15 protein-coding genes are annotated in these 23,338 nt (G+C 64.4%); 12 read left to right on the top strand and 3 right to left on the bottom strand.

Going from position 1 to position 23,338, the window contains the following annotated elements; translation table 11 throughout:
- Nucleotides 1-48: 48 nt before the first annotated feature.
- On the top strand, nt 49-1,920 hold the full coding sequence (locus tag WBN73_RS03450) for an acetyl/propionyl/methylcrotonyl-CoA carboxylase subunit alpha (RefSeq protein ID WP_337681299.1): 1,872 nt from the start codon (nt 49-51) through the stop codon (nt 1,918-1,920).
- Nucleotides 1,921-1,988: 68 nt separating this feature from the next.
- On the opposite strand, the gene WBN73_RS03455 is transcribed toward WBN73_RS03450, so the two are convergent.
- Complete coding sequence (locus WBN73_RS03455) at nt 1,989-3,398, bottom strand: MFS transporter (RefSeq protein WP_207596883.1); 1,410 nt, start codon at nt 3,396-3,398, stop codon at nt 1,989-1,991.
- A 292-nt stretch (nt 3,399-3,690) separates the two neighbouring features.
- Here WBN73_RS03455 and WBN73_RS03460 point away from each other — a divergent pair, with 292 nt between their 5' ends.
- The 4 genes from WBN73_RS03460 to WBN73_RS03475 all read left to right on the top strand — a co-directional run bounded on the left by WBN73_RS03460 (nt 3,691) and on the right by WBN73_RS03475 (nt 9,738).
- On the top strand, nt 3,691-5,103 hold the full coding sequence (locus tag WBN73_RS03460; protein WP_337339587.1) for an MFS transporter: 1,413 nt from the start codon (nt 3,691-3,693) through the stop codon (nt 5,101-5,103).
- The gene (locus tag WBN73_RS03465; RefSeq protein WP_337339586.1) at nt 5,104-7,311 is read left to right on the top strand and encodes a molybdopterin oxidoreductase family protein; all 2,208 of its coding nucleotides are present in this window, start codon (nt 5,104-5,106) and stop codon (nt 7,309-7,311) included.
- Nucleotides 7,308-8,870, top strand: coding sequence for an FAD-dependent oxidoreductase (locus WBN73_RS03470; RefSeq protein ID WP_337339585.1), 1,563 nt, complete (start codon nt 7,308-7,310; stop codon nt 8,868-8,870). The genes WBN73_RS03465 and WBN73_RS03470 overlap by 4 nt, the downstream gene beginning before the upstream one ends.
- Nucleotides 8,871-9,006: 136 nt before the next feature.
- Entirely contained in the window at nt 9,007-9,738 is a 732-nt protein-coding gene (locus tag WBN73_RS03475) for an MBL fold metallo-hydrolase (RefSeq protein ID WP_337339584.1), read from the top strand.
- 103 nt (nt 9,739-9,841) lie between these two features.
- Here the strand turns inward: WBN73_RS03475 and WBN73_RS03480 are convergent, their stop codons facing one another.
- On the bottom strand, nt 9,842-11,251 hold the full coding sequence (locus tag WBN73_RS03480) for an NAD(P)H-quinone dehydrogenase (protein ID WP_207596878.1): 1,410 nt from the start codon (nt 11,249-11,251) through the stop codon (nt 9,842-9,844).
- 122 nt (nt 11,252-11,373) lie between these two features.
- Between WBN73_RS03480 and WBN73_RS03485 the strand changes: the two genes are divergently transcribed.
- From WBN73_RS03485 to WBN73_RS03500, 4 genes are all read left to right on the top strand, one after another.
- Nucleotides 11,374-12,174, top strand: coding sequence for a purine-nucleoside phosphorylase (locus tag WBN73_RS03485; RefSeq protein WP_207596877.1), 801 nt, complete (start codon nt 11,374-11,376; stop codon nt 12,172-12,174).
- 461 nt (nt 12,175-12,635) lie between these two features.
- Entirely contained in the window at nt 12,636-14,234 is a 1,599-nt protein-coding gene (locus WBN73_RS03490) for a glycoside hydrolase family 68 protein (protein WP_337339583.1), read from the top strand.
- A gap of 91 nt (nt 14,235-14,325) precedes the next feature.
- The gene (locus WBN73_RS03495) at nt 14,326-15,951 is read left to right on the top strand and encodes a glycoside hydrolase family 32 protein (RefSeq protein ID WP_337339582.1); all 1,626 of its coding nucleotides are present in this window, start codon (nt 14,326-14,328) and stop codon (nt 15,949-15,951) included.
- Between the two features lie 102 nt (nt 15,952-16,053).
- Nucleotides 16,054-17,799, top strand: coding sequence for a phospho-sugar mutase (locus tag WBN73_RS03500; protein ID WP_337339581.1), 1,746 nt, complete (start codon nt 16,054-16,056; stop codon nt 17,797-17,799).
- A gap of 27 nt (nt 17,800-17,826) precedes the next feature.
- On the opposite strand, the gene nirD is transcribed toward WBN73_RS03500, so the two are convergent.
- Complete coding sequence (gene nirD / locus WBN73_RS03505) at nt 17,827-18,189, bottom strand: nitrite reductase small subunit NirD (protein ID WP_280627562.1); 363 nt, start codon at nt 18,187-18,189, stop codon at nt 17,827-17,829.
- 283 nt (nt 18,190-18,472) lie between these two features.
- Between nirD and nirB the strand changes: the two genes are divergently transcribed.
- Genes nirB through WBN73_RS03520 form a run of 3 tightly spaced genes read left to right on the top strand, consistent with a single transcriptional unit; the run spans nt 18,473 to nt 23,317 of the window.
- Nucleotides 18,473-21,103, top strand: coding sequence for a nitrite reductase large subunit NirB (gene nirB / locus WBN73_RS03510; protein ID WP_337339580.1), 2,631 nt, complete (start codon nt 18,473-18,475; stop codon nt 21,101-21,103).
- Between the two features lie 9 nt (nt 21,104-21,112).
- The gene (cobA, locus tag WBN73_RS03515) at nt 21,113-22,147 is read left to right on the top strand and encodes a uroporphyrinogen-III C-methyltransferase (RefSeq protein ID WP_207596871.1); all 1,035 of its coding nucleotides are present in this window, start codon (nt 21,113-21,115) and stop codon (nt 22,145-22,147) included.
- A 12-nt stretch (nt 22,148-22,159) separates the two neighbouring features.
- Nucleotides 22,160-23,317 (top strand): uroporphyrinogen-III synthase, encoded by a 1,158-nt coding sequence (locus tag WBN73_RS03520; protein WP_337339579.1) that lies wholly within the window; start codon nt 22,160-22,162, stop codon nt 23,315-23,317.
- Nucleotides 23,318-23,338: the final 21 nt, after the last annotated feature.

Consider the following 23,338-nt stretch of genomic DNA (forward strand, 5'->3'; position numbering starts at 1 on the left):
GTAACCCTACAAAGGAACATCGCCTCACACACGGAATCCCCCATCAATATGGGCGGAACCCTCACAATCGCGCTAGGCTCCTCAAGGACAGAAGGAGTCAACAACTTGTCAGCTAACCCGGCGCAGCCCATTTCCAGCCCTCTTACCAAGGTCTTGATTGCCAACCGCGGCGAAATCGCGGTCCGCATCATTCGAGCCGCCCGGGACGAAGGCATTGCCTCCGTAGCGGTCTACGCCGACCCTGACCGTGACGCACTCCATGTCCGACTGGCCGACGAAGCCTATGCTTTGGGCGGCAACACGGCTGCTGAGTCGTACTTGGTAATGGACAAGATCATCGACGTCGCCAAGCAGTCCGGCGCGGACGCGATCCATCCCGGATACGGGTTCCTGGCGGAGAACGCCGATTTCGCTGCCAAAGTCATCGACGCCGGCATCACCTGGATCGGACCCTCCCCCGAGGCCATTTCGGCCCTCGGCGACAAAGTCCAGGCCCGCCACATCGCCGAAAAGGTGGGCGCTCCGCTGGTCCCGGGCACGGCTGACCCGGTGGAATCGGCCGACGAAATCCTGAAGTTTGCCGAAGAGTTCGGCCTCCCGGTTGCCATCAAGGCTGCCTTCGGCGGCGGCGGACGCGGCATCAAGGTTGCCCGCACCATGGACGAGATTCCCGAGCTCTACGAATCGGCCGTCCGGGAGGCCATTGCAGCTTTCGGCCGCGGCGAGTGCTTCATCGAGCGCTTCCTGGATGCTCCGCGGCACGTCGAGACCCAGTGCCTGGCCGACGCATTTGGCAACGTCGTGGTGGTCTCCACCCGCGACTGCTCACTGCAGCGCCGTAACCAGAAGCTCGTCGAGGAAGCCCCCGCTCCGTACTTGACCGAAGAGCAGAACAAGCGACTCTACGAATCCTCCAAGGCCATCCTCAAGGAAGCCAACTACCTTGGCGCCGGAACGTGTGAATTCCTGGTGGGCCAGGACGGCACCATTTCCTTCCTCGAGGTCAACACACGCCTCCAGGTGGAGCACTGCGTGTCCGAGGAAGTCACGGGAATCGATCTGGTCCGCGAGCAGTTCCGCATTGCCCGCGGCGAAGCACTCGGCTACGACGACCCTGAGGTCCGCGGCCACTCCTTCGAGTTCCGCATCACCGGCGAGGACCCGGGCCGCAACTTCATGCCTGCCCCCGGCACCATCACCACCCTGAAGAACCCCACCGGCCCCGGCGTCCGGATCGATTCCGGCGTGGAGCAGGGCGACGTGATCAGCGGCAACTTCGACTCCATGCTCTCCAAGCTGATCATCACCGGCGCCACCCGCGAACAAGCGCTCCAGCGTTCACGCCGGGCGTTGGAGGAGATGGTGGTTGAGGGCATCCCCACCGTTATCCCCTTCGACCTCGCAGTGGTGACCGATCCCGCTTTCGCCCCGGCGGAGGGCCCGTTCAAGGTCCACACACGCTGGATCGAAACCGAGTTCGTCAACAGCATCCCGGCGTGGTCTGCCAGCACTGCCGGCACAGACACTGCCGACGCCGGTGAGCGCCAGCGCGTCGTCGTCGAGGTGGGCGGCAAGCGCCTTGAGGTGGTCCTTCCCTCCGGCCTGGGTGGCGGTGTCGCAGCAGTTTCCAGCGGCCCGGGCACCAAGTCCGGCAAGTCCAAGAAGCGCTCCCGTTCAGCTGGCGCTGCGGCTGCTGCAGCCGGTGGCAACGCCCTGACCTCACCGATGCAGGGCACCATCGTCAAGGTGGCAGCTGCTGAAGGCGACGTGGTGGCTGAAGGCGACCTGATCGTGGTTCTCGAAGCCATGAAGATGGAACAGCCCCTCACCGCCCACAAGGCCGGTACCGTACGTGGCCTCGCTGCCACGGCCGGCGAGACTGTTGCCGCCGGCGCAGTTATCGCCACCATCGAGGACTAACGCCAAGTACCCCTTAACGACGGCGGCTCCGCACCAATGGTGCGGAGCCGCCGTCGTTATTGGGCTGCTTAGGACACGTTGTTCTCGTAGTCCATGTCCTTGGTCTCGCGCGTCAGCCAGAGCGCGATGAAGGTCACCACTGCGGCGGCGGCCATGTAGACGCCCACCAGCCAGGTGCTGCCGTTCGCTGCAGACCAGAGCGCAATGGCTACGAACGAGGCCGGAGCGGCACCAATCATGGAGGACAGGTTGTAGGCCACGGCTGATCCGGTGTACCGGACGTTGGCCGGGAACAACTCAGGAAGGATGGCCGCCATGGGCCCGAAGGTCAGGCCCATGAGTGTGAAGCCCACAATGAGGCCAACCATGGCCGCTGCCTGGCCGGGACCGAACATGGTGAACCAGAGGGCACCGAACACGAAGATACCGGCGGTGACGCCCAGCAGGAACTTTCGCCGGCCCCACTTCTCAGCGAGCGGCCCGGAGACCACGGTGAAGATGCCGAAGAAGACGACGCCGATGATCAGCATCCAGAGGAAGTCGGACCGGGTGATTCCCAGGCCGGGAACGAAAGCGGCAATCTGGTCGGCCGTCATGGGCTTGCCGGCTTTTTCAGCCGCTGCCTGTGCACCGGCCAGGGTGGGCTTGGTGCCGTAGGACAGCGTGAACGTGGTCATGATGTAGAAGAGCACGTAGGTGGCAAACATGATGAACGTACCGGCCACCACCGGACGCCAGTGGCTCTTGAGGGTGGCTGCGAGGGGCAGCTTCTGCACCTTGTCCTGTTCGATGACCTTGGTGAAGGACGCGCTTTCCACCAGCTTCAAACGAACATAGAGGCCCACGATCACCAGGACGGCGCTGAGGAGGAACGGAACCCTCCAGCCCCAGGCCAGGAATTCTTCGGCGCTCAAGGATACGTTCATCCAGATGAAGATGACGTTGGCGATGATGAATCCGATGGGAGCACCCAGCTGCGGGAACGTTCCGTAGATGGCACGCTTTCCCTCGGGAGCGTTCTCCGTGGCCAGCAAAGCCGCGCCGGACCATTCGCCGCCCAAAGCCAGGCCTTGGAAGAACCGCAGGATGACCAGCATGATCGGGGCAAGGATGGCCCAACCCGGCATGGAGGCCGTGGGCAGAAGACCAATGAGGAACGTGGCAATACCCATGGTCAGCAACGACGCCACCAGGGTGCCCTTGCGGCCGATCTTGTCACCAAAGTGGCCGAAGACCACGGCACCGACAGGCCGCGCGAAGAAGGCAACGCCAAAAATGGCGAACGCACTGAGCAACGCGTTGATGTCAGTGGCGTCCGGGAAGAAGAGCTTCGGGAAGACGAGTACCGACGCGGTGGCATAGGCGTAGAAGTCGTAGAACTCGATCGTCGTGCCGATCAGGCTCGCGAAGATCACCTTGCCCCGCGAGTTCACTGGCTTAGTGGACTCGCCTTCCTTGGATGGTGCGGTGGAAGACATGTATTTGCAGCTTTCTTTCACGCCGGCCGAAGCCCCGAGAGGCTCCCGGCAAGGAATATTCGAGAGTTCAATAATAGTTCCCGCCGTCCATTGACTGGACAACTAAGTCCAACATGCGGACATACAGGAAAATCCCACTCTGTGGTCCGCGCCACACTACCTCACCAGCGCCTCACGCGCTCGTGACCCCGCCGATAGGGAAATGTCACAGCACGTTTACAAACGGCGCCCGTCCACGAAATGCGCAAAACCTACCTTGGAATAACAACGTCCCCCACCAAGGAGGCACTCCGTGACTGTTGACCGCACCGCAGATGCACTGGCTCCCGCCCAGTCCACTGCCACCGCAGCCCCCGCTCTTGAACACCGCCCCGGCCGCTGGATTGCCAACTGGGATGCCGAGGACAAGGGCCAGTGGGAAGCCGAAGGCCGGTCCATCGCCAAGCGCAATCTCTACTGGTCCATCTTCGCCGAATTCCTCGGTTTCGTCGTCTGGCAGCTCTGGTCCATCGTGGTGGTCCAGCTCCCCGCAGCCGGGTTTGCCTTTGACACCAACCAGATCTTCTGGCTCATCTCCATCCCCAGCCTGGTAGGCGCCACGCTTCGTATTCCCTACACCTTCATGGTTCCCAAGTTTGGTGGCCGGAACTGGACCATCGTCTCGGCGCTGCTCCTGCTGATTCCCACCACAGGCCTCGCTATCTGCGTCTCCAACCCGGAAACGCCCTTCGGCGTCATGCTCCTCATGGCCGGGCTTGCCGGCTTTGGCGGCGGCAACTTCGCCAGCTCGATGGCCAACATCACCTTCTTCTACCCCGCCCGTGAAAAGGGTTGGGCCCTGGGACTGAACGCCGCCGGCGGAAACCTGGGTGCCGCCGTCGCCCAGCTTGTTGTCCCGATCGCCATCACTCTCCTGGCCGCCGGAACCGTCAACCTGCCGATGGCAGGCATCATTTGGATTCCGCTGATCATCATCGCCGCCTTCGGCGCTTACAAGTACATGAACAACCTCACCAGCGCCAAGGGTGACGTGGCCGGTTCACTGGCCGCTCTCAAGGAGCCGCACCTGTGGATCATGGCGTTCCTGTATATCGGAACGTTCGGTTCCTTCATCGGCTTCGCGGGCGTCTTCCCCAAGCTGATCAAAGACTACTTCCCGGACTTCTCCTCCATCCATGTCGGTGCTGTGGCACTCTCACTTGCCTTCCTGGGCCCGCTGGTTGGCTCCCTGGCCCGTCCCTACGGTGGCCGCATGGCTGACCGCATGGGTGGCGCCCGGATGACCATTGCCTCGTTCGCCTCCATGGCTGTGATCACCTTGACCATGATCTGGACGCTGCCGCTGAAGAACTTCTGGCTCTTCCTCACCTTGTTCCTGCTGCTCTTCCTGGCCAGCGGGTTCGGAAACGGTGCCACGTACCGCATGATCCCTGTCATCTTCGCAACGTCCAGCAGGGCCGCCCGCGCCGGAGCCCCGAGCACCACCACGGCGCGGCTCGCCTCGTCCTCGCTGGGCCTGATCTCCGCGATCGGCGCCTACGGTGGCTTCGTGATCCCCCAGGTGCTGAATGCCTCCAACTCGGCCAGCGGCTCCTACACCCCGGCGTTCTACGGATTCGTTGGAGCCTATGTCCTGATGCTCATCGTCTGCTGGGTCTTCTATATCCGCCCTGCCCAGAAGCGCAACACGATCGGACACATCTAGATGCCCAACGGCGCCGATACCCACTGCCCCTACTGCGCGCTCCAGTGCGCCATGACGCTGACCCCGGCTGCTTCGGCAGTGCCGGGAGCAGCGGCAGCGGCCGCACCGGAGGCAGCCCCGGCCGCTCCCCTGGAAGTATCCGGGCGCGACTTCCCCACCAACCGGGGCGGGCTGTGCCGCAAAGGCTGGACATCGGCGTCGTTGTTGCGTCACAACGGGCGCGTCACCGAACCCATGCTCAAAGGATCGGACGGCATCCACCAGCCGATCTCCTGGGACCAGGCCCTCATGCTCATCACCGCAGCTGTGAAGGACACCCAGCAGCGGTATGGGAATGACGCCGTAGGAGTCTTCGGCGGCGGCGGCCTCACCAACGAGAAGGCCTACCTGCTGGGCAAGTTCGCCCGGCTGGCACTGCGTACCTCACGGATCGATTACAACGGCCGGTTCTGCATGTCCTCCGCTGCTGCGGCAGGCAACCGCGCCTTCGGTGTGGACCGCGGACTGCCCTTCCCTGTCACGGACCTCGACACCGCGTCCGTGATCCTCATGCTCGGTTCCAACGTTGCCGAGACCATGCCTCCGTTCGTCCAGCACCTGCAGGGCGCACGGGACGCCGGTGGCCTGATCGTGGTGGATCCCCGCCGCTCGGCTACTGCTGCGTTCACGTCCGACGGCGGCGGTCTCCACTTGCAGCCGACGCCAGGTACCGATTTGGCTCTCATCTTGGGCATCAGCCACGTGGTGGTTCACGAAGGCCTGGCCGACGTGGCGTACATCGAGGCCAACACCAGCGGCTACGCGGCCGTGGTGCGGAGCCTTTCGGCGTTCTGGCCGGAACGCGTCCAGTCCATCACCGGCGTCCCAGCCACCCTGATCCGTGAAACCGCCCGCCGTTTGGCGCAAGGAGCCCGTGACGGCGGCAGCTACATTCTCAGCGGACGCGGTGTGGAACAGCACGTGGACGGCACGGATACCGCCACGGCGGCCATTAACCTCAGCCTGCTCCTTGGCCTGCCCGGCTCTGCGCGCAGCGGCTACGGCACGCTCACCGGCCAGGGCAACGGCCAGGGTGGCCGCGAACACGGACAGAAGGCCGACCAGCTCCCGGGCTACCGCAAGATCACCGATCCCGCTGCGCGCGCCCACGTGGCCGGCGTGTGGGGCGTCGACGAGTCGGTCATCCCCGGTCCCGGCTTGCCCGCCGTCGAACTTCTTAAGTCTCTTGGACAGCCCGACGGCGTCAGGTGCCTTTTCGTGCATGGTGCCAACGTAGTGGTCTCGGCGCCGGACACGAACGCAGTGATCCGAGGACTTCGAAGCCTGGACTTCCTGGTGGTCTGCGACTTCTTCATGTCAGAGACAGCTGCTGAAGCGGATTTGGTTCTTCCTGTGACGCAGTGGGCCGAGGAAGAGGGCACGCTGACCAACCTCGAAGGCCGCGTGATCCGACGTCGCCGGGCACTGACTCCTCCCCCGGGTGTTCGCAGCGAGTTGTGGCTCATGGCGCGACTGGCTGAACTTCTTGAGGCCCCTTCAACGTTCAGCGACGATCCCGAGACCGTCTTTGAAGAGCTGCGACTGGCATCCGCGGGTGGTTTGGCCGATTACTCGGGCATCGACTACGCCATGCTGGACCGGGGCGAAGCTGCCTACTGGCCCTATCCTGTGGGAAGCACCGGGACTCCGCGGCTTTTCGCCGACGGATTTGCCCACGCCGACGGCCGGGCCGTCATGGTTCCGGTGACCCCCTCCAAGCGGGCCGTCCGTTCGTTTGCGGATGATTCGCTGGCCCTGGTTACCGGCCGGCTCCTGGAGCATTACCAGTCCGGCGCCCAGACCCGTCGCGTGAGCGAGCTGATGGTATCACAGCCACAGGCCCGGCTCCTCATCCACCCAGGCACAGCAGCTGCCCGCGGCATCGCCGATGGCGACTACGCCACCGTCACGAATGAGCGCGGCGAAGTGCTGTGCCGCGCTGAACTCAGCGCCACCGTCCGACCCGACACTGTCTTCCTGCCGTTCCACTTCCCCGGCCAGGAAAACGCCAACCGCCTCACCGAAGCGGCCACAGATCCCATCTCCGGCATGCCGGAATTCAAGACCAGCCGGGTATGGGTCCGGCGGGCAGTCTCCACCCAGGAATTGGACTCGTACGCAGTTCCTGCCGGGACGCGGCTGCCACTGCACGTCAAGGAGGCATCATGAGCGAGCGCATTGTTGTAGTTGGATTCGGACCAGTGGCAGCACGGCTTATTGACGAACTGCTCCCCGCCGTCCGCACAGGGCTGGTACAACTGCTGGTGGTGGGTCAAGAGACAGAGGCTGCGTACAACAGGGTCATGGTTGCTGAGCTCGGCGTGGGCCGCACCACGGCCGGGGCGTTGGCGATGGCCGATGCGTCCGAGTTGGAGTCCGACGGCGTTGACGTCCGCCTGGGCACCAAGGTCAAAAGGATCGACCGCGCCCGCCAGCAGGTAGTCCTCTCCGATGGCACCTCTGAACACTACGACCGCCTGGTATTTGCCACTGGCTCGCGTCCGGTCATTCCCAACCTCACCGGGCTCAACCCCGATCCGGCCAAGCCCGTCCTTCCGGCCGGAGTCACAGCTTTGCGCGATCTGCAGGATGCTGCCGTGCTTCGCGCCGCGGTTGCCGATGGCAAACGCGTGGTGGTCCTGGGCGGCGGGGTTCTGGGTTTGGAAACCGCGCTGGCGGCCTCTGAAGAGGGCGCCCAAACCACGGTGGTCCACAACGGACCCTTCCCCCTGGGCCGTAGTATTGACCGCGGCAGTGGCTCCGTCCTTACCAACAGCCTGCGGGCGGGTGGCGTCCGGATGGCCGGCAATGCCCGTTCCACCGGCATCGAAACGTCCGGCCCTGACGGCAGCTTCTCAGCGCTGCTGCTGGATGACGGCTCAGCGATCGACGGCGACCTGCTGGTCTTGTCGTGCGGTGTCCGTCCCCGGATCGAACTGGCCGAGGGCTGTGGACTTCCTACCGGCGCCGGTATCCTGGTGGACCACCACCTCCGGACCTATCACGAGCCCCACATGTTCGCGATCGGCGACTGTGCTGAAGTGCGCTGCCCGGACGGTTCATGCGTTGAATGCCGCACAGCCACCGGCCCGTCCGGCCTGGTGGGCCCGGGGTGGCGGCAGGCCGAGTGGTTGGCCGAATACCTCGTGGTCCTTGCCCGGGACGGCCAGGCCGCCGCGGATGCCCTCGAGCCGCTCCCCAAGGAAAAGCCCGGAGTGGTGGTCTTGAAGTCACGGAGCATCAACCTTGCCGTGGCGGGAGACAACGTGGCTGATCCCTGGGATGAAGAATTGCTGGAAGCCGGTGCTGCTTCAGGGCGTGCCCGCCGGCAGATCTCCCAGTGGGCCGATCCCGAACACGGCCGCTACGTGAAGATGACCACCCGCGGCGGGGTGCTGGAAGGCCTCGTTGCGGTGGGCATGCCCCGGACGGCTGCTGAGCTGGTGGTGCTCTTCGAGCGCTCCTCGGAGCTGCCCGCCGACCGCTCCCTCCTGCTCCGGCTCGATGGTCCCGACCAACTGGACACCGGCGCCACCAGCAACGATCCCCAGCGGACCGTGTGCCGTTGCGCAGGAGTGAGCGCCTCCACCATCTCAGGCTCCGTCCTGGAGGGCTGCAGCACAGTTGGCGAGGTCTCCAAGGCCACCCGCGCCGGAACGGGCTGCGGGGGCTGCCATGGGGACATCAAGGCGATCATCGAAAAACACTTCCAAGCGGCTGCCGCCTGAGACCGCGGAAGCACCGCAGCTGGAGCTGGTTGCGATCCCGCTGGAACGCTGCGAAATCGCCTGGTCCGGATCGGCGATCCCGCAGCATTCCAGCGTTCTCGCGTCACCAGAGCAAGGAACAACCTAGAATTCCGGTGTGAAGGTATCCGAACCCGCGCCCGGCGTCCATTTAGTTGAGGGACCTGCGTCCAACTGGCTCCTCGTCCGTGACTCCTCAGGCTTCATGATGATCGACGGCGGCTACCCTGCCGACCGCGACCTCGTCCTGGAATCGATCCGGGAGCTGGGCCTGGAGCCCGCCGACGCCAAAGCCATGCTCATCACGCACGGGCACGTGGACCACACCGGATCTGCGGCGTACTTCTCACGGACCTTCGGCACGCCCATCCTCTGCTCCCCCGAGGAGCTCCCCCACGTTCAGGGCAGGGAGAAGCATCAGGTCACGTTCGGGCAGGTTTTGCTCCGCGCATGGCGTCCCCGCGTTTTCCGGTGGATGCTCCACGTCATCGAAGCCAAGGCCCTTCAAGCGGAGCCGGCCATGCGCGCGGAGGCTTGGACCACGGACCGACTCCACAGCCTGCCGGGCCACCCCCAGGCCATCCCGCTCCCCGGGCACACCCCTGGCAACGTCGCATTGCTGCTGCCGGGTGCCCAGGCGATTGCCGTGGGTGACACCTTTGTCACGGGCCACCCGATCAGCCCGGCATCCGGACCCCAGATGCTGCACAGGATGTACCACTCCGACCCGTCTGGGGCGTTGGCCTCTGCCCGGCAGCTGGAGAGCGTACAAGCAAACGTGATCCTGCCGGGACACGGCCCCGCGCTGCGCATGACGCTGGCTCAAGCTGTGCAGGCACTCCGCCACTAGGAGCAGAAACGCCCGTTTCGATGGCTCGCTGCGCAGGGTGCCGTGCGAACGGCATGGCGTGCAGCGAAGCCTCGAAACGGGCGCTCGGGCTCTGACTACGGAGCTACATGTGCACGTGCAGGCGCCGTGCAGCTTCGGATATGGATCCCGTGAGGGACGGGTACACCGTGAACGCGCTTGCGACGTCGTCCACGTGGAGCTTCTGCGTGACGGCCACGGAGATCGGGAAAATGAGCTCGGAGGCGTTCGGGCCCACCACCACGCCACCGATCACGGTGCCGGATCCCTTGCGGGCGATGATCTTGACGAAGCCGTCCTTGGTGTTGCGCATCTTGGCGCGGGCATTGCTGAGCAAGGACAGCATCACAACATCGCCCTGGTACTTCCCGGACGCAAGGTCGGCCTCGGACACACCCACCGAAGCAATTTCCGGGGAGGTGAAGATGTTGGACGCCACCTGGTTGAGCTTGAGCGGCTTCACGCCGTCGCCCATGAAGTGGGCAATCGCGATGCGGCCCTGCATGGCTGCCACGGAGGCGAGCGCGAACACGCCCGTGCAGTCACCGGCAGCATAGATGTTGGGGGCGGTGGTGCGGGAAACACCGTCCACCTTGATGTGGCCGGACTCCGTGAGGGTCACACCGGCTTCTTCAAGGCCGACGCCGGCTGTGTTCGGGATGGAACCAACACACACCAGGCAGTGGGTACCCGTGACGATCGATCCGTCACCCAAGGTGACCTTGACGCCGTCGTCCGTTCGCTCCACCGCATTTGCGCGTGACTTGGACAAAACGTTGACGCCGCGACGTTCGAAGACGCCTTCCAGCAGCTTGGCGGCATCGGTGTCCTCGCCGGGGAGGACTTGGTCTCGGCTGGAAATCAGGGTGACCTTGGAGCCCAGGCCGTTGTAGGCGGACGCGAATTCGGCGCCGGTGACACCTGATCCCACGACGATCAGTTCTTCCGGGAGCTCATCCAGGTTGTAGATCTGGGCCCAGTTGAGGATGCGTTCGCCGTCGGGCTTGGCAGTGGGGAGTTCGCGTGGGTGGGCGCCGACGGCCAGAAGGATGGCGTCCGCATCAATGGTGCGGGTGCCTTCGAGGGTCAGGACCTCGATGGTGTTGTTGTCCAGGAGCTTGCCGGACCCAATGACGATCTCCACGCCCAGGCGCTCCAGGCCGGCGCGGATGTCCTCGGACTGTCCGCGGGCCAGGTTGAGCACGCGGTCGTTGATGTGCTTGAGGTCGGCGCGGGGCTTCGAGGCCGTGCCGTCGCCGTCGAACTTCACTCCCAGCTCGTCCGCCTCACCGACGCGGGTCATGAGATCGGCGGTGGCAATGAGGGTCTTGGAAGGCACGACGTCGGTCAGCACGGCAGAGCCGCCAAGGCCTGCCCGCTCAACAATGGTGACGTGGGCGCCGAGTGAGGCGGCCACCATGGCAGCTTCATATCCGCCGGGACCACCTCCCAGGATCGCGATACGGGGGGCACTGAAGTCAACTTGGGTGGTCACAATCCTCAATTCTCGCTCATTGCCGCGTGGGCTGCCACTCAGCCCACCCTCACCAGCGCGCGGGTCCCTACCAAAGTCCTGCGGCCGCAAGGTAGCTTGTACCAGTGAGTAACACTGAGCTGATGAACACAGACCCCTTTGAGGCCGCGAAGGCCGCCGCAGACTTCATCGCCGCGGAGACCGGCGTCGAGTCCCATGATGTAGCCCTGGTGCTCGGATCGGGCTGGGCGGAGGCCGCCGACCTCATCGGCGAAACTACCGCCACCCTGAATGCCTCGGAGGTACCCGGTTTCCACAAACCAGCGGTGGTGGGCCATGTAGGTACCATCCGCTCCGTTCTCACCAAGGAGGGCAAGCGTGCGCTCGTCCTGGGGGCGCGGACCCATTACTACGAAGGCCGCGGCGTACGGTCCGTAGTCCACGGCGTACGCACCGCAGCCGCCGCCGGTTGCAAGACCTTGGTGCTGACCAACGGTTGCGGCGGGCTCAACGAGGACTGGACCCCGGGCACCCCCGTCCTCATCAGCGACCACATCAACCTCACCGCAACCTCACCGCTTGAGGGCGCCACATTTGTTGACCTTACCGATCTCTACTCCTCGCGCATCCGCGACCTCGCCCGTGAAGTGGATTCCTCCTTGCAGGAGGGCGTGTACGCACAATTCACCGGACCTCACTACGAAACACCGGCAGAGGTCCAGTACGCCAAGCGGATCGGCGCAGACCTGGTGGGCATGTCCACGGCGCTGGAAGCAATTGCCGGCCGCCATGCAGGAATGGAAGTTTTCGGCATCTCCCTGGTCACCAACCTCGCAGCCGGCATCAGCCCGGTTCCCTTGAGCCACGCTGAAGTTCTGGAAGCCGGGCAGGCAGCCGGCAAGCGCATCTCAAAGCTCTTGGCGGACATCATCGCCAAGCTCTAACCACTTCACGGAGAAGCGGGGCCACCATCCACGGTGGCCCCGCTTTGCTGTTTAAGAGGTGCGCGCTAACAATTCCAGGGAGGAAGTAAACGCACAGCAAATTCTCAGGATAAATCTGTTTTATCGCGCAACATTTGATCCTGCACCCCCAGATGTGGCACGCGCGCCCGTTGGCAATGTAAACGCTTGCGCAGATACCCGCCGGTAGCTCAAACCGCCCGCTAAACACCGTTTGATGTCCGACCTAACACGTGTCTAGCGTGGAACGTGTCCCGGTAAGTCGACGTGCCGGGACTACCGCGGTGGAGGCCTACGAGGCTCCCCCGCACCTCGAAACGATGGCGTCCCTCGGTGACGCCTCCAGCGGATCGATGGACGCCCCAGTTGTAGAGAACCCCTAACCGGGGGTCAGGGCATGCGCCCCACTCCACGAAGTCCAACACTCCGCGAGAAGAGCAAGCATGAACACGCACTCAACCCCTCAACGGCCGCGCCGCCGGCTGCGACAGGCAACAGCCCTCGCAGCCGCAGCCAGCGTGGCCGGCAGCATCCTGCTGGTGACGCCGGCGGCGCAGGCGAACCTGCCGGCCGATCCGCCGTCGAGCACCATGCCGGCACCCACACCCGGCTTCCCGTTGCCAACCAACCACACGCAACAGGCGTACGATCCCGCGGCGGACTTCACGTCCAAGTGGACACGGGCGGACGCAAAGCAGATCATGGCCCAGAGCAATCCCAATGTTGCGCCCGGCCAGAACTCGATGAGCCCGAACGTCACGATGCCGGAAATCCCGAAGGACTTCCCGGCCATGAACGACGATGTCTGGGTGTGGGACACCTGGTCCCTCACGGACGAGAATGCCAACCAGATCAGCTACAAGGGCTGGGACGTCATCTTCTCCTTGGTGGCTGACCGGCATGAGGGCTACGGCTTCGACCAGCGCCACTGGAATGCCAGAATCGGCTACTTCTTCCGTAAGACCAACGCCGATCCTGCCAAGGACAAGTGGAACTACGGCGGACACCTGTTCCTCGACAACACCTCCATCGGCAACACCGAGTGGTCCGGTTCCACCCGCCTCATGCAAGGCAACAAGATCAACGTCTTCTACACGGCCACCACGTTCTACGATGTGGCCGAGCGGAACGCAGGCGGTGGCGGGATCGCTCCCGATGCCGCGATCGCCAAGGCCTTGGGTAACATCCACGCCAACCAGAACGGCGTGACCTTCGACGGTTTCCAGCACACCAAGCTCCTGGAACCGGACGGAAAGCTCTACCAGAACAAGACGCAGAACCCCGGTTTCGCGTTCCGTGACCCGTACACGTTCGCCGACCCGGCACACCCCGGCAAGACCTTCATGGTCTTCGAAGGAAACACCGGCGGCACCCGTGGCTCCTACAAGTGCAAGCAGGAAGACCTTGGCTACGCCCCCGGCGACCCCAACGCCGAGACTTTGGCCCAGGTCAACAGCACCGGCGCTTGGTACCAGACCGCGAACGTAGGCCTGGCTGTCGCAGACAACAAGGACCTGACCAAGTGGAGCTTCCTCCCGCCGATCCTGTCCGCCAACTGTGTCAACGACCAGACTGAGCGTCCGCAGATCTTCATCCAGAACGAGAACGGCAAGAACAAGTACTACCTGTTCACCATCAGCCACCAGTTCACGTACGCAGACGGCATGCGCGGCCCCGATGGCGTCTACGGATTCGTCGGCAACGGCGTCCGCTCCGACTACCAGCCGGTCAACAACAGCGGATTGGCCCTTGGCTCCCCCACGGACCTGAACATGCGGGCCAACGCTCCGGAAGGTCCGGACCCGCGCCAGAACGGCCGTCAGTTCCAGGCGTACTCGCACTACGTGCAGCCTGGCGGACTCGTCCAGTCCTTCATCGACAACGTGGACGGCGTCCGCGGCGGTTCCCTCTCACCCACCGTGAAGATGAACTTCAAGGCCGGCGTGACGCAGGTTGACCGCAGCTTCGGCAAGAACGGCCTTGGCCCATTCGGCTACCTGCCCACCAACGTCCGCGTTGGCGGCGAAGGCCACTACAAGTAGGCCGCAACACCCCGGCCCTTAGGCCACGGCAGGGGTGTCGGCTCCAGAAGAGCCGGCCCCCCTGCCACCCCAACCCTCAGGATTTCTCCCCATGACTTACCCCAGCCCCCACCTGTCCCGCCGCCAATTGCTGGCCGCAAGTGCCGCCGTCGTGGTCGCCTTCTCTGCCGCTTCCTGCACGCAAACGGAAGGCCCGACGGCGGCCCCCACCCCGGGCGGGCACCGTCCGTCCCCTTCGGATCCATGGCGGCCCGTCGCACACCTGACGGCTGGGAAGAACTGGCTCAACGACCCCAACGGCCTCGTCTACCACGACGGTACCTACCATGCCTTCTACCAGTACAACCCGCACGGCAACTCGTGGGGCAACATGTCCTGGGGCCACTCCACCAGCAAGGACCTGGTGCATTGGGAAGAGCAGCCCGTAGCCATGGAGGCGAGCCCCGACGAAGAAATCTTCTCGGGCTGCATCGTGGTGGATTCGAACAATGCGTCCGGCCTTGGCTCGGCAGAGAACCCGCCCATGGTGGCCCTGTACACCAGCGCTTATGGCAAGAACGGCGCCCTCCCCGAGGGCGCGCAGGCGCAATCGATCGCGTTCAGCCTGGACAGCGGCTCCACCTGGCAGAAGTATCACGGCAACCCCGTGCTGAACCTCGACCCCACCAACAACAATTTCCGCGATCCCAAAATCACTTGGTACGAGCCCGGCCGCTACTGGGTGATGACCACCGTAGTGGCCGACGCCCAAGTAGTGAAGATGTTCAAGTCCACAGACCTCCTCCGCTGGGAGTTCCTCAGTGACTTCTCCGGAGTCGGCGCCCAAGGTGGGCTCTGGGAAGTACCTGAACTTGTGCAGATGGATGTGGAGGACTCCACGGCCAGGAAGTGGGTCATGCTCCTCAGCATCAATCCCGGGGGCATCGCCGGCGGCTCAGGGATGCAGTACTTTGTGGGTGGGTTCGACGGGACACGCTTCACCGCTGAAAACGCGGCTGCCGGGGATGCGCCGCTCGAGGAATCGCAGTGGCTGGACCACGGCGCGGACTACTACGCAGCAAACTCCATTTCCGGCGCGCCCGGGAACAAGCCCGTGCTCCTGGGCTGGATGGGCAACTGGGACTACGCCCAGGATGTGCCCACCACGCCATGGCGCGGTTCCATGGCCATTCCCCGTGAACTCACCCTGGTTCGGGGCGCGAAGGGGTTTGAGTTGCGATCGGCCATCGCCGGAGCCGCAAAGGAAACGCTGGAACGCTCCGGTGAAGTGAAGAGCAAAAACCTCACCGTCGGGTCCTCACCCCAGGACCTGGGTGCGGACTTCGCAGCCCGGACCCAGCTGATTGAACTGGAAATGAACCTCGCCTCGGCGAGCGAGTCCGGCCTGATCCTCCGCCAATCCTCGGACGGCAAAGCCGGCCTCCGCATCTCCTACGCCAAGGAATCGCGCACCCTCAAGGTGGACCGGTCAGAGGCCGGGACCAGTAACTTCTCGGAGAAGTTCAGCCCGTTCCATGAGGTGAGGCTGCAGCCCTCCGGGAACGATCGCACCGTCCGGCTCACGATTCTTCTGGATGCGTCCTCGGTGGAGGTGTTCGCAGGCTCTGGAGCGGCGGTCATTTCAGACACGTTCTTCCCGGACTGGGACAACACCGGATCGTCAGCGTTCAGCCTGGGCGGCGACACGGACTTCACCATCACTTCCCACTCGCTCTAAGGCCCGCCGAGGAGTGAGATCCCACCCTTTACAACCGCATTTAAGGTTGGGATCTCACTCCTCGTTGCTCGTTCTCGGCTCATTGAGGATAGTTTTGACCCTATGACATCCAGCGATGCCGCATTTGAACAGCTGCTCACCGACGCCCGCGAGTGGGCCTCCCAGGATCCAGACCCGGCGACGGCCGCTGCCCTGGAGGAGCTGGCCGACCTCGCAAGCGGCGGTGATGCGGGAGCAGCCCAGGAACTGGGCGACAGCTTTAACGGCACCCTGCAATTCGGCACAGCCGGCCTCCGCGCAGCGCTCGGCCCGGGGCCAAACCGCATGAACCGCGTGGTCGTCCGCCGGGCCGCGGCGGGCTTGGCGGCCTTCCTCACCGAAACGGTAGCTGCCGCTGCGCCGGGAACCCGGCCTCGCGCCGTCGTCGGCTTCGATGCCCGCTACAACTCGGACATTTTCGCGGAAGAAACTGCGGCGATCTTCACGGCGGCAGGCATCGAGACGTTCCTGATGCCGGCAGCTCTTCCGACGCCGTTGCTCGCCTACGCGGTCAGGAACCTGGATTGCGACGGCGGCGTGATGGTGACAGCCAGCCACAACCCGCCGCAGGACAACGGCTATAAGGTCTACCTGGGACGACATGCGGTGTCGGAAAGCGGGCGCGGATCGCAGATCGTCGCGCCGTACGACGCAGAGATAGCCGCCCGGATTGAAGCCGTGGGTGCCTTGGACGCCATCGAACTGGCAGACAGTGGGTGGACAGTGCTGCCGACGGCCATTGCCGCCGACTATGAATCCGCCATGGCCGGCCTGGTGGATCGTGAACACTTCCCCGCCAGGGACCTCAAGATCGTCCTGACGCCCATGCACGGTGTGGGCGGCGAAACGGCTGTCTCCGTCCTGAAGACAGCGGGTTTCACGGATGTAACCCTCGTGGCCGAACAAGCCGAGCCGGACCCGGACTTCCCCACAGTCGCGTTCCCCAACCCGGAAGAGCCCGGCGCACTGGACCTGGCCCTCGCGGCCGCCGCAGACGCGGGTGCGGACATCGTTTTGGCCAACGACCCCGACGCCGACCGGGCTGCGGTCGCCGCATTGGATCCCTCGACGGGGTCCTGGCGCATGCTCCGGGGCGATGAAGTGGGTGCGCTGCTGGGTGCCCACATTGTGGCCCGAATGGCAGTCAGTGATGGCGAAGAACCCCGTGACGGCGTCTTCGCGAACTCGATCGTTTCCTCGCGGCTGCTGTCGCGGATCGCCGCGGCCGCAGGGTACAAGCATGAGGAAACGCTGACGGGCTTCAAATGGATTTCACGGGTTCCCGGCCTCAGCTACGGATATGAGGAGGCACTGGGCTACTGTGTGGCACCGGATCTGGTGCGCGATAAGGACGGCATTTCAGCTGCAGTCCTGATCGCGGAATTGGCCGCCGCTGCCAAAGCCGAGGGCAAGACGATCTTCGACACCCTCGATGACCTCTACCTGGTGCACGGCCTGCACGCCAGCGATCAGTTGAGCATCCGGGTAGCGGACTTGGGACTCCTGGATGCCATGATGAACCGCCTGCGGGTCAACCCGCCGGAAGCGTTCGGTGGCTCCGCCGTCGAGGTCTTCACTGACCTCGCCGAAGGAAGCGAAGCCTTACCGCCCACAGACGGTCTGTTGTACCTCACCCGGGACCAAAGCCGGGTCATCATCCGGCCTAGCGGCACGGAGCCCAAACTCAAGTGCTACCTGGAAGTCATTCAGGCCGTGGACTCCGCAGCGGAACTCCCCGCTGCCCGCCAGGCAGCGCGGACATCGCTGGACGACGTCCTCAGGGATGTCCGCGAAGCACTGGGCCTTTAGGAAGCATGGGCCTTTAGCCGGCTTGGCTTAGAGTTCAACCTCGATAAAGCCGTCCACCAAACGTGTGGCGAAGACATCGAGCCTCAGTTCGGGGTTGGTGAAGCACTCCCCGGTTTCGAGGTCGTAGACCTCTTTGTGGAGCGGCGATGCGATGGTCGGCCGGCTTCCGCGGGATCCAATGATGCCGCGCGCCATGACGTTGGCCAGTGTTGCCGGGTCCTGCTGTGCCACAGCGAATACTTCGGTGGGCGTAGTGCGGAACAGGGCAACCTGGCGGCCGGCGATCAGTGCCGCTTCGCCCCAGGCGACTTCGAGCTCATCCACCGGGCACACGACGTGCCACTCGCCGGTGGTGGTCAGATCCTCGGCACGGTCCAGAATTACGGTCATTTCAGCCCCTCTCACTGTGTCCGGGTGGTGGCTGTTCCCACCGTCACTCCCCCGGACCGGGCCACGCTTGCGGCCGCTCTTCCACGCTAGGACCCGGGTGTTTCGTCAGGTGTCCGGGTTTGTGTCCAACGCGTAAAAGAGACCTCACACCCCGCGAAATGCGGTTGTGATGCAGAAGTTAAGATCACGAAACAAAAGGGAAACTGAAGCGAAACTGCCTGTCCCTAGGCTGGAACCACAAGTTGCGACAGATCCGTCTGCAACATCTGCGAAAGGCCCACCAGTGACCGGACACACTTCAAGTACAGAGAACCCGCGCCGCGTCGTCGTCGTCGGCGGCGGGCCCGCTGCCCACCGTTTCGCTGATGCCATGGTCAATCGCGGTCTTGAAGGTTGGCAGGTTACGGTGCTGACCGAAGAGGCACACCTGCCCTACGACCGCGTAGCGTTGAGCAAGGCCCTCACGGAAACCGATGTTGACCTCACCTTGGGGGAAGCGTCCATGTGGGACCACGAGGCATTGACCCTCAAGACCGGCGAGCGCGCCGTCAAGATTGACCCGGTGGCCAAGAGCGTCCTCACCGCCGCGGGGAACAAGTACGAATACGACCACCTGGTAGTGGCCTCGGGCTCGGACGCTGCCCGTCTCCCTATTCCCGGGGCTGAACACACCCACGTTTACCGCACGCTCGACGACGTGTGGGCGATCAACAGCGCCATGGCCGGTCTTCGCGAAAAGCTGGGCCGCAAGGTCAACGCCGTCACCATTGGTGGTGGACTGCTGGGACTTGAGTCCGCTGCCGGTACCGAGCAGTTGGGCGCCACTCCGATCGTCATCAACGGCGCTCCGTGGCTCATGAATACCCAGTTGGACGAGGGAGCCGGCCAGTCTCTGGGTCGCCTGATCGAGGCAAAGGGCTTCGAAGTCCACGGTGGCGTCTTCCCTTCGGAGGTGGTGACGGACGACGACGGAAACGTCACCGGTGTCCTCATGGCTGACGGCCGCACTATTGATGCCGACCTCGTGATTGTTGCCATTGGCGTCAAGCCCCGTGATGATCTCTTCCGCGCCGCAGACGGCGAGGAACAGCTCTTCAGCCTGGGTCAACGCGGCGGCGTGGTCATCAACGACTTCTGCGCCACCGAAGTGGACGGCATCTGGGCCATCGGCGAAGTGGCCAACTTTGAAGGCATGTGCCTTGGCTTGGTAGCACCCGCCAACACCATGGCCGAGATCGTTGCGGACCGCCTGCATGGTGGCGAAGCGACGTTCCCCGGCTTTGACACTGCCACCAAGCTCAAGTTGTCCGGCGTGGACGTTGCCAGCTTCGGCGACGCCTTTGCCCGGACCGAGCACTCCCTGGAAATCGTCTACGCCGACCCCGCACGTGGCGTCTACCAGAAGATTGTCACCACAGACGATGCCAAGACCCTCCTGGGCGGCATCTTCGTGGGCGACGCTTCCCCCTACATGAGCCTCCGCCCGCTGCTGGGACGCGAGCTCGCGGCAGAGCCCGGTGCATACTTGAGCGCCGCCGGTGGCGGCGAAGCTCCCGAGACCGAACTGCCGGACGACGCCATCCTGTGCTCCTGCAACAACGTTGCGGCCGGGACCATCCGGGACACCATCAACGGATGCGGAGCATGCGAAGGCAATGCTCCCGTCCAGGAACTCGGCGAACTCAAGGGCTGCACCCGCGCCGGCACGCAGTGTGGTTCTTGTGTCCCCATGCTGAAGAAGCTCCTCGAAGGCGAACTGACGAAGTCCGGCATCGAGGTCTCCAAGGCGCTGTGCGAGCACATCAGTCTCTCCCGGCAGGAACTGTTCGACGCCATCCGCGTCCTGGAACTCACCTCCTTCGAAGAGATCATGGCCAAGTACGGCACCGGTGCCGGCTGCGATATCTGCAAGCCGACCATCGCCTCCATCCTGGCCAGCCAGCACTCGGCCTACGTCCTGGATGCCGGCCGCGGCTCCCTTCAGGACACCAACGACCGCGCCTTGGCGAACATGCAGAAGGACGGCACGTATTCGGTGGTCCCCCGCATCGCCGGTGGTGAGATCACGCCCAAGGGCCTCGGCGTCATCGCCGCAGTTGCCGAGAAGTACAACCTCTACACCAAGATCACCGGCGGCCAGCGCATTGATATGTTCGGTGCCCGCCTGGAGCAGCTCCCGGACATCTGGAAGGAACTCGTGGACGCCGGTTTCGAGTCCGGCCAGGCCTACGGCAAGAGCCTCCGTACAGTGAAGTCGTGTGTTGGATCCACATGGTGCCGTTTCGGTGTCCAGGATTCGGTAGCCATGGCCATCGCTTTGGAGCTTCGCTACCGTGGCCTCCGCAGCCCGCACAAGCTGAAGATGGGCGTGTCCGGTTGCGCCCGCGAATGTGCCGAAGCCCGCGGCAAGGACGTGGGCGTCATCGCCACGGCCGATGGCTGGAACCTGTACGTCGGTGGCAACGGTGGTGCCACTCCGGCCCACGCCCAGCTGCTGGCCAAGGACCTGGACGACGAAACGCTGCTCAAGTACATCGACCGCTACCTCATGTACTACATCCGCACCGCTGACCGCCTCCAGCGCACCGCGCGCTGGCAGGAAGAACTCGACGGCGGCATCAAGCACGTCGAGGAGGTAGTGGTCAACGACTCCCTGGGCATCGCCGAAGAGCTTGAAGCGGCCATGGCCAAGCACATCGACACCTACGAGGACGAGTGGGCCGAGACCTTGAAGGACCCGGAGCGCCTCCGCCGTTTCCGTTCGTTCGTCAACGCCCCCGACCAGAAGGACGAGTCCATCTCCTTCGTTCCGGAGCGCGGCCAGATCCGCCCGGCCACCAACGAGGAAAAGGGCGGCGTGCTCATCGCTTCCACCATCCCGGTCCGCAGCGAAACCGTCGGCGCAGGAAACTAGGGGTTCACCATGCAGCTCACCATTGATCTCACCGGCCGTGACGTCCTTGTCACGGGATCGGAAAAGTCCGCCCGCCAGGCCATCCGCCGCTATCAGAGCGCCGGTGCCAACGTGTACCGGCTGAGCACCCCGGAAGGTGTACCGGGCGACGGTCAACTTCCGGAGCGCCCGTTCCTGGTGGCGATAGTGGACGACGGCGACGCAGGGTGGCTGCCGCTGGTGGAACGCTGCCGCGATGCGGGGATACCTGTCGCGTTTGAGCCGGCACCGGGCGCCGACGGCCACGTGACCTTGGTGGGCGGAGGTCCAGGAGCCTTGGACCTGCTCACCGTTGGCGCCGTGGACGCCCTGCGTGATGCCGATGTGGTGTTCTACGACCGTCTGGCCCCGTACCAGGAGCTGGCCGACCTTACCTCGGCCGAACTGGTGGATGTTGGCAAGCAGCCGGGCCTGCACAAGGTGACCCAGCGTGACATCGAGAAGCTCATGGTGGAAGCTGCGCTGCTGGGCAAGAACGTGGTCCGGCTCAAGGGCGGCGATCCGTATGTATTTGGCCGAGGCGGCGAGGAAGTGGCCGCCTGTGTTGCGGCAGGCGTCCCGGTGCGGGTGATATCCGGTGTCACCAGCGCCATCTCCGTTCCCGCCGCAGCCGGGATCCCGGTCACGCACCGCGAAGTCAGCCACATGTTCACCGTAGTGTCCGGCCATGCCCCCTTGACCGAGAAGGAACACACCCACCTTGCCGGACTTGGCGGCACGATTGTGGTCCTCATGGGCATTGGTACCCTTCCCCAGCTTGCAGCAGGGCTGCGCCGGGCAGGCATGGACGCGGACATGCCCATGGCTGTGGTGGAACGTGGCTACCGCCCGGGGCAGCGCACCACCATCGCTGATCTGGGTACGATCGAAACAGCTGCCACAGGCTGCAGCAACCCGGCCGTGCTGGTCATCGGCGAGGTGGTCCGGGTGGCTGAAGCCAACCGCAACCATGCAGAAGCATCCGCTGAACTGAGCCGCCTGGCGGCTTCGCTCCTTGAAGCCTGAAGGTAAAAACACATGACTGTTGCACGCGCCATCGAAGTCCACGACGCTTCTGCCGCTCCGGAGGTTTCCGAAGCCGTCGACGCCCCGCTGGACGGATTCCGAATCGGCGTCACCTCGCACCGCCGCTCCCGTGACCTCATTGAGGCACTGGAGCGTCGCGGTGCCAGCGTGTTGCACGCCCCCGCTTTGAAGATCGCCCCTGTGCAGGAAGACATGGTCCTCATCGAGGACACCCGCACCATCATCGCGGCCAAGCCGGACATCTGCATCGCCACCACCGCCTACGGCATGCGCCGCTGGTGCGAAGCGGCCGATTCCTTCGGTATCGGCGAGCAACTTTTGGAAACCCTGTCCGCCTGCCGCATGTTCGTCCGCGGCCCCAAGGCCCGCGGTGCCGTGCGCGCTGCAGGACTTGCCGACGTCGGGATCAGCAGTGACGAAACCACCGCCACGCTGGTGGATATGCTGCTGGTCGAGGGCGTGCGCGGCAAAACGGTCGCCGTGCAACTGCATGGATACACCGATGTCCGCCAGCTGGAACGGCTGCGCATGTCCGGCGCCACGGTCCTGACCGTGACCCCGTACCGTTGGGTGAAGCCCGACGGCGAAGACAAGCTGCCGCGCCTGATCGAGGCAGTGGTGGGCGGCAACCTGGACGTACTGACGTTCACCAGCGCTCCGGCCGTAGACGCCATGTGGAGCACAGCTCACGAAATGGGCCTGTACCGCCAGCTCATCGAAGCCCTTAAAGGGCCCGTCACTGTTGCCGCTGTTGGGCCGGTCACCGCACTACCACTGGTCGACGCCGGGCTGACGCCACTGATCCCGGACCGTTACCGCATGGGCGCACTGATCCGTTTGGTGACCGAACACTTGTCCCTTAACCATGTACGCCGGTTGGAGACCAAGAGCGCCACGATCGAACTGCGCGGGCGCTGCCTGCGGATCAACGGTGAGGTGGTGGACCTGGCACCGGCTCCCCTGCTGCTCCTGCGGGCACTGCTCGGCGCGGGCGGAGCGGTACTGTCCCGGGAAGCGCTCTCGGACCTGCTGGACCTGCGCGGTTCTGTGCATGCCCTGGACATGACGGTCAGCCGCCTGCGTTCCTCGCTGCCGGACGGCAAGCTCGTAGAGACCGTCGTGAAGCGAGGGTACCGGCTGCGCGCGTAGCCTCCCGGTCTCTACGAGGTG

The organism is Paenarthrobacter sp. CCNWLY172, assembly GCF_037402035.1.
In the GTDB taxonomy this organism is placed as follows: domain Bacteria; phylum Actinomycetota; class Actinomycetes; order Actinomycetales; family Micrococcaceae; genus Arthrobacter.

What these genes read in the sequence shown, in the direction of transcription:
- WBN73_RS03455 (WP_207596883.1), bottom strand. Translation starts at nt 3,398, where the DNA reads ATGTCTTCCACCGCACCATCCAAGGAAGGCGAGTCCACTAAGCCAGTG.
- WBN73_RS03450 (WP_337681299.1), top strand. Translation starts at nt 49, where the DNA reads ATGGGCGGAACCCTCACAATCGCGCTAGGCTCCTCAAGGACAGAAGGA.
- WBN73_RS03490 (WP_337339583.1), top strand. Translation starts at nt 12,636, where the DNA reads ATGAACACGCACTCAACCCCTCAACGGCCGCGCCGCCGGCTGCGACAG.
- WBN73_RS03500 (WP_337339581.1), top strand. Translation starts at nt 16,054, where the DNA reads ATGACATCCAGCGATGCCGCATTTGAACAGCTGCTCACCGACGCCCGC.
- WBN73_RS03520 (WP_337339579.1), top strand. Translation starts at nt 22,160, where the DNA reads ATGACTGTTGCACGCGCCATCGAAGTCCACGACGCTTCTGCCGCTCCG.
- cobA (WP_207596871.1), top strand. Translation starts at nt 21,113, where the DNA reads ATGCAGCTCACCATTGATCTCACCGGCCGTGACGTCCTTGTCACGGGA.
- nirD (WP_280627562.1), bottom strand. Translation starts at nt 18,189, where the DNA reads ATGACCGTAATTCTGGACCGTGCCGAGGATCTGACCACCACCGGCGAG.
- WBN73_RS03465 (WP_337339586.1), top strand. Translation starts at nt 5,104, where the DNA reads ATGCCCAACGGCGCCGATACCCACTGCCCCTACTGCGCGCTCCAGTGC.
- WBN73_RS03470 (WP_337339585.1), top strand. Translation starts at nt 7,308, where the DNA reads ATGAGCGAGCGCATTGTTGTAGTTGGATTCGGACCAGTGGCAGCACGG.
- WBN73_RS03485 (WP_207596877.1), top strand. Translation starts at nt 11,374, where the DNA reads ATGAACACAGACCCCTTTGAGGCCGCGAAGGCCGCCGCAGACTTCATC.
- WBN73_RS03495 (WP_337339582.1), top strand. Translation starts at nt 14,326, where the DNA reads ATGACTTACCCCAGCCCCCACCTGTCCCGCCGCCAATTGCTGGCCGCA.